The organism is Faecalibacterium sp. PGM34 (assembly GCF_054456555.1).
Window position 1 is genome coordinate 1 of sequence record NZ_CM136898.1, and the last position, 14,162, is coordinate 14,162.

General features: G+C 42.9%; 13 protein-coding genes and 1 pseudogene. 5 read left to right on the top strand and 9 right to left on the bottom strand.

The annotated features are described in order from the left end of the window. Positions 1–195: 195 nt before the first annotated feature. From tnpA to tnpC, 3 genes are all read left to right on the top strand, one after another. The gene (gene tnpA, locus ACXPUX_RS00005; RefSeq protein WP_441915329.1) at positions 196–537 is read left to right on the top strand and encodes an IS66 family insertion sequence element accessory protein TnpA; all 342 of its coding nucleotides are present in this window, start codon (positions 196–198) and stop codon (positions 535–537) included. Further along, complete coding sequence (gene tnpB, locus ACXPUX_RS00010) at positions 537–893, top strand: IS66 family insertion sequence element accessory protein TnpB (RefSeq protein ID WP_441915331.1); 357 nt, start codon at positions 537–539, stop codon at positions 891–893. The genes tnpA and tnpB overlap by 1 nt, the downstream gene beginning before the upstream one ends. Before the next feature lie 162 nt (positions 894–1,055). Beyond that, a complete protein-coding gene (tnpC, locus tag ACXPUX_RS00015; RefSeq protein WP_458828701.1) occupies positions 1,056–2,639 on the top strand; it encodes an IS66 family transposase in 1,584 nt (527 codons plus the stop codon). Between the two features lie 402 nt (positions 2,640–3,041). On the opposite strand, the gene ACXPUX_RS00020 is transcribed toward tnpC, so the two are convergent. After that, positions 3,042–3,572 carry a helix-turn-helix domain-containing protein gene (locus ACXPUX_RS00020; RefSeq protein ID WP_442249210.1) on the bottom strand — a complete coding sequence of 177 codons (531 nt, stop codon included), beginning with the start codon at positions 3,570–3,572 and terminating at the stop codon, positions 3,042–3,044. Positions 3,573–3,655: 83 nt separating this feature from the next. Between ACXPUX_RS00020 and ACXPUX_RS00025 the strand changes: the two genes are divergently transcribed. Both ACXPUX_RS00025 and ACXPUX_RS00030 read left to right on the top strand, forming a co-directional pair. After that, positions 3,656–5,740, top strand: a complete 2,085-nt coding sequence (locus tag ACXPUX_RS00025) for a hypothetical protein (protein WP_458829063.1) — start codon at positions 3,656–3,658, stop codon at positions 5,738–5,740. Positions 5,741–5,742: 2 nt separating this feature from the next. Continuing rightward, entirely contained in the window at positions 5,743–6,699 is a 957-nt protein-coding gene (locus tag ACXPUX_RS00030) for an AAA family ATPase (RefSeq protein ID WP_458829065.1), read from the top strand. 217 nt (positions 6,700–6,916) lie between these two features. Here the strand turns inward: ACXPUX_RS00030 and ACXPUX_RS00035 are convergent, their stop codons facing one another. The 8 genes and pseudogenes from ACXPUX_RS00035 to ACXPUX_RS00070 form a co-directional block, all read right to left on the bottom strand. After that, a complete protein-coding gene (locus ACXPUX_RS00035; RefSeq protein WP_458829067.1) occupies positions 6,917–7,207 on the bottom strand; it encodes a hypothetical protein in 291 nt (96 codons plus the stop codon). Between the two features lie 106 nt (positions 7,208–7,313). Beyond that, on the bottom strand, positions 7,314–7,913 hold the full coding sequence (locus ACXPUX_RS00040) for a Cap15 family cyclic dinucleotide receptor domain-containing protein (RefSeq protein ID WP_458829069.1): 600 nt from the start codon (positions 7,911–7,913) through the stop codon (positions 7,314–7,316). Beyond that, positions 7,914–8,816 (bottom strand): nucleotidyltransferase domain-containing protein, encoded by a 903-nt coding sequence (locus ACXPUX_RS00045; protein WP_458829071.1) that lies wholly within the window; start codon positions 8,814–8,816, stop codon positions 7,914–7,916. 297 nt (positions 8,817–9,113) lie between these two features. Further along, positions 9,114–10,049: a sugar phosphate nucleotidyltransferase gene (locus ACXPUX_RS00050; protein ID WP_458829073.1), complete on the bottom strand. Its 936-nt coding sequence runs from the start codon at positions 10,047–10,049 to the stop codon at positions 9,114–9,116. Then, positions 10,046–10,627: a VanZ family protein gene (locus tag ACXPUX_RS00055; RefSeq protein ID WP_458829075.1), complete on the bottom strand. Its 582-nt coding sequence runs from the start codon at positions 10,625–10,627 to the stop codon at positions 10,046–10,048. The genes ACXPUX_RS00050 and ACXPUX_RS00055 overlap by 4 nt, the downstream gene beginning before the upstream one ends. A gap of 16 nt (positions 10,628–10,643) precedes the next feature. Then, a pseudogene (locus tag ACXPUX_RS00060) lies at positions 10,644–11,618 on the bottom strand (acyltransferase family protein); the annotation flags it as partial. A gap of 278 nt (positions 11,619–11,896) precedes the next feature. Then, positions 11,897–12,961: an acyltransferase family protein gene (locus ACXPUX_RS00065; RefSeq protein WP_458829077.1), complete on the bottom strand. Its 1,065-nt coding sequence runs from the start codon at positions 12,959–12,961 to the stop codon at positions 11,897–11,899. 68 nt (positions 12,962–13,029) lie between these two features. Next, complete coding sequence (locus ACXPUX_RS00070) at positions 13,030–14,139, bottom strand: glycosyltransferase (protein ID WP_458829079.1); 1,110 nt, start codon at positions 14,137–14,139, stop codon at positions 13,030–13,032. Between the last annotated feature and the right edge of the window lie 23 nt (positions 14,140–14,162).

Here is a 14,162-nt window from a genome sequence, read left to right on the forward strand (position 1 = left end):
GTAAGCGGTCAATCTTCATCCGTATTATAATCAACTCCACTTTATGAGATAATAGACTCTAAGAAGTCTCAGAAATCCAAAAAGTCCAAGGCAAATAGCAAGGAACTATTAAAAGACGCAAAAGTCTCGGAAGTTTCAGATATCGAACGAGACGTATCAGAAGTCTAAAAAGTCTCAAAGGATGGAGCGTGAACTATGGCCGGTGAATATCATAGCCTGAAAAAGCAGCAGTATCTGAATCTGATCAAAGAGTGTGCGCACAGCGGAAAGAACAAGCGCGAGTGGTGTTCCGAAAAAGGAATCAAGTATTCCACATTCATGCGTTGGCAGGCTTTGCTACGGGATGAGGTGGCAGAGCAGGTCATGGAACAGCAGGCGATCGTACCAGTGAAAATTGCTCCACCGGCATCTGGCACTCGTATTCCAGATCGTTCATCCCGGCAGGAGGTCGAGATCCGGAAAGGAGAACTGTCGATCTCTTTGCCGAATTCAGTGTCTGCCGCATACATCCTGGAAATCATAAAAGGTCTTTCCTGATGCTGGGGGATATCCGACAGGCGAAGAATGTGTACATCGTTACAGGCTACACAGATATGCGAAAAGGAATACGAAGCCTGGTGCCCTATGTGATGCAGAATTTCAAAATGGATCCATATGAAAGCGGCCTGTTTCTGTTCTGTGGCAAGAAGTGTGACCGCATAAAGGCACTGCTTTGGGAACCGGATGGATTTGTTCTTCTGTATAAGGTACTGGACAACGGCAGATACCAGTGGCCCCGGAATGAAAAAGAAGTCAAAGAGCTGACATGGGAACAGTTCACTTGGCTCATGCAGGGCCTGAGCATCGAGCAGCCCAAAGCGATCCGTCCAGGCAAGCCAAAATTCTATGTGTAGTTTTCAACAGTGCTTGCGTTTTTCGCGTAATATTCTGACCAAACGAACCGCCTTTTTGACCGTAATTTTCTCCGTGGCAATCTCCCTCATTTTGCTGGAAATCTGCTCTTTTCTCCTGTATAATCTTCTTGTGAAGAATGCAGAAGAAAGGCGGCAAAGAATATGACGGAGATTGATTTGAGCACTCTGACCCCGGAGATTGCCGCCTACATTCGCGCTCTTGAAGCGAAGAACCAGAAGCTGGAAGAAGAAAACCGCGCCCAGAAGGATGCGCTTGTCCGGCTGCAGTCTCTGAACGAGCAGCTCGTTTGCCTGCGCAAGCGTATGTTCGGGCAATCCAGCGAGAAGATCGAATACGTCGACTGCAAGCAGTTGGATTTTTTCAATGAAGCGGAAGTCTGCTGTGATGCCGCAGCTCCCGAGCCGGGGAAAACTGTTCCGGTAGCAGCCCATTCACGCAAAGCAAAGCGTACCAAGGCTGAGCTCACCGAGGGCCTGGAACACCAGAAGGTCTTATGCGAGCTGCCAGAGAATGAGCGGATCTGCGCCCGGTGCGGCACTGAGATGGTTCGGATCGGTGAAAAATACATTCGCTCTGAGCTTACCATTATCCCCGCAAAACTCTCTGTGATTGATTATTATACAGCAACCTACAAGTGTGCTCACTGTGAGCAGGAAACGGGTGAATGCTACATTGAGCAGGCGAAAGCCCCGGTTCCGGTCATGAAGAAAAGCATGGCTGCTGCTTCCACAGTCGCTTATGTTATGCAGGAAAAGTTCCAGAAAGGCGTACCTCTCTACCGACAGGAAGAATATTGGAAGAGCCAGGGTGTTGACCTGCGACGGAACACAATGGCAAACTGGGTCATTCGAAGTTCCCGGTGGTTTGCCCCTTTATGGGATGCCTTCCGGGATGAACTTCTCCAGAGTGGCATTGTCAATGCAGACGAGACGGACTGCCACGTTCTGAAAGAGGATGGCCGCGAATCGAAACAGATGTCGAAGATGTGGGTGTTCTGCTCACCGGAAAAGAACATTGCGCTTTACCAGTACAAACCCAGCCGTAAGGGCCAGGTAGCAAAAGAGATGCTCAAGGGCTTCTCAGGCTATCTGCAGACCGACGGCTACTCGGGTTACAATGCGGTAGAAAATGTAACTCATATTGGCTGCTGGGCGCATGCGCGGCGTAAATGGGTGGACTGCTTCGTGGATAACAAGCCTGTGGAGGGCAGCAAATCTCAAAAAGCGTTTGAGTACGTTGAGAAAATCTTTGCGCTGGATTCGTCGTGGAAGGATCTGCCGCCGGATGACCGAAAGTCACATCGCCTGGCAGAACTGAAACCTGTTATGGATGAGTATTGGGAGTTTCTGAACAGCTTTGAATCTGACAAAAATTCAAATCTTGGCAAGGCACAGACTTATTCATTGAACCAGAGGGAAGCCCTGGAAAGTGTTCTGCTGGATGGCCGTCTGACGCTTACCAACAATCTTGCAGAGCGGACCGTGAAGCCTTTCGTTATGTCCCGAAGGAACTTCCTGTTTTGTGACACCTCGAAGGGTGCAGATGCAAGTGCGCTGTGCTTCAGTATGATCGAAACGGCAAGGCGAAATGGTCTTGATCCTTTTGGGTATCTGCTGTTTCTGCTGCAGGAGCTTCCTAAACTTGGTGAAATGCCTGCAATGGAACAGCTCAAACCTCTTTTTCCGTGGTCTGAGTCCATCCCGCAGTATTGCCATCTTACCTGATTTTCTGCACCTCCTGTCCGAGGTGCTTTTTCTTTTGCCCTTGATGGGTGATTATTGACCGCTTACGCTGTTTCTGCTGCAGGAGCTTCCTAAACTTGGTGAAATGCCTGCAATGGAACAGCTCAAACCTCTTTTTCCGTGGTCTGAGTCCATCCCGCAGTATTGCCATCTTACCTGATTTTCTGCACCTCCTGTCCGAGGTGCTTTTTCTTTTGCCCTTGATGGGTGATTATTGACCGCTTACATCTCATCTGCGCTCATGCCACTGGCTAATAATTTCTTCAGCACTGATCTGCCGCATTCAACTTGAGAATTTCACACGTCATTTTTTCAACCACTTTCATACTATTACTCGGGAGGCAGAACGCTTTCATCATCTCGTTTACCGTTGTCAGCTGTGCTCTATTCTTCTTCGTCCATTTTCTTCCACAGTTCTTCTCTTACTTCCGGGTGCTCCCACAGCCATTCAATCAACTTCTTGTCTGCCGGATACCGCTTTTTTCCTTCATCACCGGTAATCAGCCAATCTACTCCCACATCGAGAGCTTCGGCAAGCTTCTCTCCGGCTTTTCTTTTCAACTGGTATTTTCCGCTTTCCAGCAAACTGATCTGCGGTTGCGAGATACCTGATCTTCTGGACAGCTCCCACATGCTCAGTCCCTTCTCCAGTCTTGCGCTTGTCAGCCGTTGTGCCGCTGCGCCTGTAAGACTGTCATCATTTTTCCGAACGGACTGTTCCACGCTCAGTGCACCTGTGAAATAAGACGGCTCAACATGAAACACCTCGCAGATTCTCTGAATCACTCGCTCATCCGGCTCCACAACGTTTTTCTCAAATCGGCTGATATGCCTTCCCGTATATCCAAGCGATTCTCCAAAGGCTTGGAGTGAAAGGCCCAGATATAATCTAAGCGCATGGATTTTTTCTCCCATTCCCACGTCCCCCTATTGACATTTGAAACAACGCAAGATATTATTGGTATGTCCACATTACGCAATCGACAAAGGTTATAAAAATGCAAAACACAATCTATCGCTGGATTCCTGTTTCCGTTCTGGCTGAAATCACAAAACAATCTCCTAGAAAACTGCAAAAGCTTTACCGTAAGATTATTCAGGATGATTGTGTTCCGCTGAATGACATTCCAAGGAGCATACAAGATATTTACGTATCGGAATATCTGCTCCGGGATCGAGTGATCGATTTTTCATTTCTTGATGCTGTCAGAGATTATTCTACAAAGCCGCTATTCTCCCCCGATGTTCAATCACTGTTTCGTGAAATGCAGATGATGCGCAGGGCATACACAATCTCTCAGGCATTCGCCTCTTCCGGCACAGTCACCGCGCATCTGCGTGAACTTGCGTCTGAATACCATATTTCTTACAGCACCTTAGCCAGAAGGAGAGCTCTTTACATGAATAGTACACCGCTTTACAGGGCCTTGTCTCACTCTGCTTCTGCAGAAGATACCAAAGACCGTTATCGAACCTGCTGTCTATACTGCCGCGATCTGATCATCTTTCTCCATGAAAAACCCGGAAAAATCTCTGCAGCAAAAATCTTCAGAGACATTCGTGATTCGAAACCATTTCCATGCAAAACCTGCCCTTATCACCCTGATGTAAAAAATGGGCCTCACAAAAAAGGGGACTCTATCCCAATCGCAACCTGTGCACGCAAATCTGAATTTATGGTCAAACCCAATTGCGATGATACCGTTGGCACCATCATCCGAAGAATACCGGAACAGCAGGATGTCCTTGCTTGGGCAGGCGTAAGAGCCTGGGCTGCGCTCTATCATTACGCTCCAGCCAGAGAAAAGTCTAAAGTTGTGAACCGCGTGTGGTTCTCCGACCACAAAATCATTGACTTGGAGGTCCGTACCAGACAACGGCCCGACGGTTCATGGGAGGTGCAGCGCCCCTGGATTACCGCAATCATTGATGATGCCAGCGATGTAATGGTATCCTATGTCCTCAGCCTAAGACCAAACTCAGACTGTATTGCTGAGTGCTTCGCCAGAGCCTGCGCCTTCACCGTTGACACACCCTATTCCGGCATCTGCGATTACTTTTACATCGATAACGGCCGCGATTATCGTTCCAACAAGATGAAGGGGCTGCCTAACTCAGAATCCGAGCCGCTGTTTCTGAACAAAGAATTTGGCGAATCTGGAATTTTGGAATGGTTTGGAATTAAAGTCATTCACGCCTTGAGTCATCGAGCCCGTAGTAAAACGATTGAGTCCATCTGGAACACGATTGACAGAGAATGGATTCGCCCGCTGCCTGGTTACTGCGGTTCCAGTCCAAATGAACGCCCTTTTATACTGGCACAGCAAATCAAGTCCAATGAGCTCTACACGTTTGAGCAATTCGCCGACTATTTTGCTGATGTTATTTATCCCAAATACAACGATTTTGCTGTCACAAAAGAATCTCCGAATTCACTTTATCAGAAGCTTCCAAAGGCCAGTTCTTATGTGCCAACCTGGCGGACACTCAGCGTTCTGAAGAGTGTAACCGCCGAGCGGGTCATTCGCACCAAAGGAATCCAATACGGCAACAATCGTTTCTATTGGTGTTCCGAATTGGCACCGCTTATTGAACGCAAAAAGAGCACAAAGTATCGGATATTCGCTTTCGACACTCCATTTAACCGTAATATTTCTGTGGTTTATGATCACAAATACATCGGCGAGGCTCATTTGGTGGAGAAACTGAATGTGGTAGAGCAAAACCGATATAAGATCATCCATCACATTCGGCAGCAGCAAGCGCAGCACCGCTTTTATTCTGACAAGCTGGAGCAGCTGCATTCCATCGTGCTTCAAACGGACATTGCCGATCAGGTCTGTCATGTTCCCCCCGTGGACAATATTCGCTATGGACAGGCAATCGATACAGAAAGGGATTCAAAAGACGCAATTGATGACACGTCTATTCCAGAAGCGCTAAAAGAAAAGGCAGAGGAGTATTCCAGGAATCTGATGAACTTGGAGGGTTCTCACAAAAAGCAGGGAAAAATTACGCAGTCCTATCGGGAACTGGGTAAAAAGCTCCGGGAATCCAAAAAACAGAACAGAGGAGGCGATTGATCATGAGAGAATCCATATTGCCAAGGATGTACACCGCTACACAGGATACTGTTCTCGGCGGCGTTATTCAACATGTGAACAGCAAGAAAATGGTCATTGTTTTAGGGGAACCCGGTGAGGGAAAAACCGTTACTATGCTGGATTTCTGCACACAATATCCCCATCCTGCTTATTATTACCGTTGTTCTCCAAACACGACGATGAACAGCCTTCTTGTTTTTGTCGCTAACGCAATCGGCGTTCGGGTTGTAGGCGATAACGGTACTGTGCAGGATCGCATCCAAAGAAAGCTTCAGGATGATCCCAACTATTGTTTTGTATTCGATGAAGCGGAATATCTTGCCAACGGAAACGGTTCAAAGATTGATGTGCTTCGCCAGATATTCGATGAAACAGATGTCCCCATCATCATCTGTGGTACTTATGTTCTGAAAGATCTGATTTCGGGAGAACGGAAAAAAGATCATAACATCACCCACAATCGCCCGCAGATATTCCGCCGTCTCCGAAAAGAAGAGTTTGACCGCATCGATGAGCAGGAAATACTCGACTACTTACGCCAACTGGAGCGGAAGTATGCCGTATCTTTTAGCTCCAAAGTCAAATCTGAACTGGTTTCCATCTGCCGCGATCGCCAAAGCGGTGGCCTTGGGAACTTCATAGAAATCATTGAACTACTCTTCGATCAGGTTCGTCCAGAATGGAAAAATATCAGCTATCAGCTCATCAAAGAATCCGGGCGTATTCTGCACACCCACAAAGAAAAGTCTCAATCCTTCAAGGCAATAAAACATAGTAAAGAAGATCTCGTAGACACCGAAAATCTCGAAAAAGCCAACACCCCTGAAGCAGAAATCCCTTCACCAGTCGCAATTGAGGTCGACGCATCTTCTCTTCCCATATCTCAAATCGATAGCGCATTGCTGCATGATTGTTTACATCACAAAATGACCATGTGATTGTCTCTTATGAACTCCAAGGCAGGATATCTCACCTGTCTTGGATTTTTCTATGCCCTTTTTTCCGTAATAATGCCGCACATTTTTCTCAATTTCAATTCGGTTTGTACAGTCCAATATGCCGAATAAGGCTTCATTTCCATCATATGTTTTGAAGCTATAAAGATAATCAATGTTCAGGTAGGGGTATTTACCGAATTAAGATATGGGATTATTCTCATTCTGAGTCCGGGAGATCATCTAGCTCGGCTTTCTTCGCTTCTTCAGCTTGCGCAGCATCGAACGCAGCCTTCTGCTCTTCCAATTTACTCAGCTCAGTATCCAGCTTCTTCAACTCCGTCTTCTTCGATTTCAGATCAGCTTTGATACTGGCGAGGTTTTCTTCTAAGGTTGCGATGTCGGCAACGAGCGCTTCTTTGGTGGATGACTTCTCGGCGATGAGGGTAGTGAAGTCAGTAGGTTGGGTAGTGGGCTTGACTTTATTCTTGGAACCCTTGGGACGCGGCATAGATGTACACACTCCGTTTCATTGATTAGTTTTTGTTGTCTGATAATTATATATAGCAGCGAAGCCTTAAAAGCAAGTGATTGTATCCCAACGATTACTATTTAGCCTATTTCACAGGCACAGCTATAAAATCCATTGACCCTCTTGAAAGACGGCTTGTATAGTAATTTCCCGTAATCCTGTCAGGGTTATCAATTCGTAACATTGCGGTTCCATAATGAATAGCACTTCTATTCTGAAGTTCTGCTTTCGGTGTGTTCAAATAAGTATAAACCAGTTGCTTCTCATTATTGATTGTTTCTATTGACGCCGTAACAGAATTACTAGAACTTTCAACAGTGCCCAATTTTACTGTAACACTGAGAAATGTCTGCTCTATTCCAATTTCAGAATCCCTCGTCTGTTCTTTTCCATCCCAGACAAAAGTAATCGTACCTTTATATCTCTTTGACAAGACTGGCATTCCTCCAGCAAGCCAGTTAAAGAATTTACTTTTCCATAACCACTTGTTGAAAATTGTCATAAAAATCGTTGCAATTCCGATTGCTTCACCTGCGTATCCATAAAGAGAGTAACTACACTCTGCAATCTTATGGTCGGAAACTATCGAACTCAAATTACTCCAATCAATCCAGCAACGAAATACAAACAGTAATATGGTACACCATATACCCATATTCATAAATTTTTTGGCCGCTTCGCTCATTTATTCTTCTCCATACCCCAGGTAATTCCACGTATCACACAGCCATTGCTTGGCATCTAGATCTGTCCACTTTCTGCCGCGGAATAAATACAGCATATCGCTAACTTCACACCATTCTTTATGGCGTTCCTCTTTTATCTCATTGTAAAGATAAATCAATGCCTGTCGCACTGTTTCAGTCCATGTGGAAGCATTCGATATTGTGTTGTTTGGAATTTGGTATACAAGGCACTCTACCAAAAAAGAAGTTATCTTTTCTCCATCTGCTGCTTGATCATCAACCATATTATTTTTAATGTGTTTCATTATTCGCACAAGTTTTTTATACTCTTTATTCGTCGCATTATTCTTGGAGATACCATTTTGAATGTGTCTTTTCGGATAATTTGAGACCTCTTTCCCGGTTTTTGCGACAAACCATGTACCCTCTATGTATTTATTTCGATCAGTACTTCCCCAGTAATAGTAATTGCGCAACTGAAAAGCTGGAACAACATCAGCCTGAACATGATAAGTGTTTTCGTTTATTTTAAGTGACTTATTGCCATCATTTACATATTCCGTTTTAAATTTGTCCTGAAGAGCAGTTTTAACCATATTACGATATTGCTGAAACGTCAAATCAGAAGCAAGAAAGCCATAGTCCTCGCGTTTTTTTCCATCTGGGTACACAGTGTGAAAAGTGTCTTTCAGCATTACACATACATCAACGTCGCTTTCAGAACGAACGTTGGTATTATTTGCATATGATCCTTGGGTAAAAACCTCAATATCCATCGATTTTAAATCGTCATTTGCATCAATGGCAGTTCTTATCATTTTTATTGTGTTTTCAGCTCTTTGTTCTTCCGTTTGCGACAATGGTAAAGTCCACCCCTGTAATGTTTGTTCTGAATATTTCACACAATCCCCTCCATTCTATGTCCGGATGATTTTCTTATCTTTAAAATGATACAGTATGATAAATAACGCACTGTTGAATCAAAAGCATACTGTTGGACTTCACGTGTTTCCTGAAACCAACGACATTTCTACACTTGCCTCTTAGCCACAGTACATCATTACTGCGTTGCCTGCTGCTCACCGCGGAGAGGTGTGCCAAGAACTGAGCAACTACCGTACAGGGATTCTATATCCCTACACAGCCTAATTGTAGTATATAGCGAGCGTTGGTAGAAATCAAGACACATATATTTATTCTCACAAATCGCTATACAGTTCTTCCCTATACACGCCATCCTCAATCAGCTTCTTAAAGCTCTGAACGACAGACTCTTTGTCTTCCTTATAGGTAACACCGAACCACTTGTCCTTTGTCTCCAGAACCTTCACGGTATATTTTCCATCTCTCAAAAGGCCACCAATATGCGTTGGCAGCAGATACTCTGCTTTCAGAGGATTCGCCTTTACATCATTTTCAAAGAAATCCTTGAAGCCCTGCTCCAGAACGCCCAGATATGCAGGAGTACAACCTTCCTTTGCAGGGAAGCCCCAGAAATTCATAGACACATAAGACTCTGGATCAAGTTTCCTTCCATCGGTTTCTGCGCCATCAACCGTCTTGATAATATTGCTGGTCTCCACAACATCTACGATGTGTGTATGACCTTCTTCTACTTTGCAGACGCCTCTGGTAACTCCACCGTTATCCGACAAGGTGTTCTTCAGAATAAATCCCGCCATTGCAATCGCGTTATCCGCGTGATCCAACACCAACCAGTCGTGCATCTGGCGGTACGCTTCTTTACCATAGTAATCGTCAGCGTTGATGACGGCAAACGATTCATGAATCAGATCTTTTGCAGCGAGCACTGCCTGTCCGGTTCCCCAAGGTTTGGTCCGGCCCGCCGGGACTTCACCCGGCACATTGTTCAAATCCTGAAATGCGTAGGCAATTTCCACATTCTGTTTCTCACAGATGGATTCCACGCGGTTGCCAATCCGCTCCCGGAAGTCAGCTTCGATATTCTTGCGAATTACAAAGATGATTTTGTTGAAACCCGCTTCGATTGCGTCATGGATGGAATAATCCATGATAATTTCATTATGTAAGCCAACCGGCTCCAGCTGCTTGATTCCTGTTCCAAATCGGCTGCCGATTCCGGCCGCCATGATTAGTAATGTTGTTTTTTTCATATCATTTTTCCTCTGTGCTTTATTTTATAACCAATATAGTAGATAAGACTGCCAATGACTCCGCCCAGTGTATTATAAAAGAGATCTGATAGCTGCCACGTGCCAACCCGGAACAACAACTGCACCATTTCAATGGCAAACGAGCATACGAAGGGAACAACAATTACGTCCCAACAGCCACATCGTTCTATCCATTTGGCTCTATGCTCAGTTTCGCAAGTTTTAACGAAAGGATACAATGGAACAAATAGCAAGATGTTTTCAAACATCTCATAATTCGGACTTCCATTCTGTACTAACCACCAATTCCCAACAACATTGCCTAACGGATTACCCCAAGGGCCTCTATTAAATATTGTCCTCTGTAAAACAAATACAATATAAAGGACAAAAAAGAATCTCTTTCTCCATCTTTGATTTTGTAGCAGTGTTTTAAGCCTTACCCATATGGATTTCCATGAGTTTTCTTCTGCCTGCTTCCAAACAAGAATAATCAACACCGAACATATTATGGAAATCCCCAAATACTGATACAGCATTGTCAGTATATCCTGAATAATCTGTTTTACATATTCCATACACGCTTTCCCGTTCTCACCTCACAAAACTCAGATATTTCTTTTGAACAGTACTTGGCATCATTGCTTTGATGAATTTGAAGATATAAATCACTATGATATCCACAATCAACACCTCAAATACAATCGCCAAGGAGCACAATGCATTACTCTGCAACAAATCTATCGATATGTAGACGCCAACTTTTCCGGATAAAATCTCAGTAAGCTTAAGTATGACACGTTTGATTGGCTCATGTGTAGCTAAAATTACTATCGTATTCTTCCCTATCAGCTCCAAAAAGCTGTTCTTACAAATAATGCACTTACAAAATAAGGCAACAAACATTGAACCCACAATGCTTCCTGACAGATAGAGAAGATACGAATTCCCATATTCATTGCTCCACATTGAGGCTCCTGGATTCAGCATACAGATACAAATAGATAACACGAATAGAATCACAAGAGCGCCGTATATACAGATTCTATTAATATGGAAATTATTCTTTAATTTGATAATTCCAACTAGATGCCCCACAAGATACCACAAAAGACCGTTTAGGCATCTTAGCAACCATGCGCACACTGTGTTCTCCGGGAAGAGTTGCTTCATGGCGAACCAAACTACAGCTAACATAATAGCTAACGCAAAGTTAAACAGAATGCTTTTCTTTCTACTCCCTGATAGAAATAAAAAAGCTAGAATCTCAGCAACAAACAGTACAATCAAAAACCAAATAGGGCCTAAATCTAATTGACGAAAATGTGACTCCACGACAATCCAGTATGCTACAAGAATGATGCGAAATAGAACAAAGGGCCATAATATGGACCTAATACGTTTTACGAGAAAACCTTTAAACGTAACCTGATTGTTTGATCTGCTCCACAGGTAACCGGAGAGAGCAAAAAACAGCGGCATATGAAAAGTGTAAACCCATGTATTCAGAGCATTTGCCTGGCTAACATGACCGATAACAACAAGGATTATTCCTATTCCTTTCAGTACATCAACCCAAGATTCACGCTGTCTGTCTGTCTGTCTGTCTGTCTGTCTGTCTGTCTGTCTGTCTGTCTGTCTGTCTGTCTGTCTGTCTGTCTGTCTGTCTGTCTGTCTGTCTGTCTGTCTGTCTGTCTGTCTGTCTGTCTGTCTGTCTGTCTGTCTGTCTGTCTGTCTGTCTGTCTGTCTGTCTGTCTGTCTGTATGTCTGTCTGTCTGTCTGTCTGTCTGTCTGTCTGTCTGTCTGTCAAAGTATGCGTTTCTCTGTACATTTTGTCAACCCTTTTTTCAAAATTTCATCATGTTATTTATCTTATAAAAACCATTCGTCAATATACTCGATTCTAATATTGCATTCTCGATTCTTCTTCTAAGAAATTCAATAATAGCAGCTGAAAAAAATAGAATTAATACAACCAAGCACATATGAGCAAGTAATACCAATAAATTAGTATGAAAGAACATTTCCGTACAAAATAGCTTTTTCCACATTGTATCCCTGAAGTATGGATTGTCATGAAGTAAATATACAGGGAACGTTAGTGAACCAAAGTAATTGATGACCCGATTGTAGGGGATGTTCATGTTTTTGAAAGACACAAATAAACCGATACCCGCAGTAAGCATCAGAGGCGATGTAATACCAGAAAAATAATATGCCTGTCTGACAATAGCTTCGCTCCCTGAAAAGTAACCAGTAACGGAGAATAACACAGAAGATATCCATATCAAAAGAATACTACCAACTCCGATTATAATTGAATGCGCCTCGATATTTTCAATTCTATATCGCTTGATATATGCGCCCCAGAAGTACAGATAAAGAAACCATGTAAAGTCGCTGTATAAGAATCCGGAACCTACAAACAGGAAATTGGTCAGGCCGAACACAAGTGATAACAGAAGTTGGATTTTCAATAGATTCTTCCCCAACTTGTCCACAATGATGTTGAGCAGCGGAAAACAAACGTACATTCCGATATACGCCGTTGGGAACCAGTACAATCCGTAGATTGGAGCGAAAAGAGATTTGAATATCTCAGTTACGCTGTACCCCCCCCCACTTACAAAATACTTAATAATCAAAACAAGAACTGCATAAAAGGAAGTCTCTAGAAATAGTTTAATTACACTTCTAATATTGAACTTAGAATCAACCAAAAAATAAGCACTTATCAGTACAAAACAGGTCACTCCGAGTTTTCCGCCGATTTTCAGGAGTTGCGCTAGAACCTGATTCGCGGAAAGTGTTTCAGCTAATAACCCTCCATGATACACATAGTGACTTAAAACTATAATTATCATAGAAATGATGCGTAACAACTCCATATTAGATTGTCTTGTCTTATTCATTGATTTTCTCCCCTCTGCATAGGTACTACCACTACTGCTGATTCAACATTTTGGGGGATCGTGGATAATTATAACCGGAATTGAATTCCAAATAGTTTCCCACAATTCACAGCATATAACAACAACATCCCCAGGTTACATTTCAACATGAAAAGTGGAATATCCACTTTCTTTCTTCCCGTAAACGGTAACTTCTTTATAGATTCTTTTACAATCGAATTTTGAATATATTTTTTTGTCTCGCTCCGAACAGAAAAAGGCATTTTAATTATCAACTCAAAACAAGACATAACGTTTGATCCAGCGTAATCCTTAACAGAAAAGTCATAACCTCTTCTTTTTAAGTCACCCACAATACGACTACGTTCATTAAGCAATGCGGTTTTATTATCTACTAACCAGGCATCTCTTTTTTTCATAAATGCACCTGTTGGACGAATTGTATAGCAATAGTAACATTGATTTAACGTTCTAACACTTTCTGCCAGAGAAAAGCATGCTGCATTAAACATGCTGTCTTCATTCAATCGAATCGAAGGATTAAACCGGATATGATTCTTGTTTAAAAATTCTCTTCGATACACATTTCGCCAAACCGCTCCCCATTCAAGTCTTTTTGCTAATACGTCTGTTGATTTAGCCCATTTCAAAATATCTTCAACTGAATATCCAAAGTATTTGGGCAGAATGTTTGTTACTGTTTCTCTAACTGAATCAGATCTATAGTCTCTTTGTGGATAAAATTCCCCTTCTTCAATTATGTTTCCATCTGCGCTTTCAATAATCTGATGAAACCCCAAAATAGCAACATCCACATTTGTTGATGCCACAAACTCTTTTACTGTAAAAAAATAGTCAACTTTTACTGTATCATCAGGATCGATAAATATAATGTAATCTCCTGTTGCATTTTCAATTCCAGTATTTCTTGCTGCTGAAACACCACAATTGCATGTGTGAATTATTTTGATTTGAGCACTTTTATACCCAAATTTTATATTCTGGTCACAATTATTCTTATTGAAATATTGGTTTAACCCCCCCCCGATATCATCAGAAGATCCATCATCCACCAAGATAATTTCAACATCAGCACACTCATTTTCAAAAATGCTATCTAAGCATTTTGGCAGATACTGTACTACATTGTAGCACGGCAAAATCAAACTCAAACGCATTTTACTATCTCCTTTAAAACACC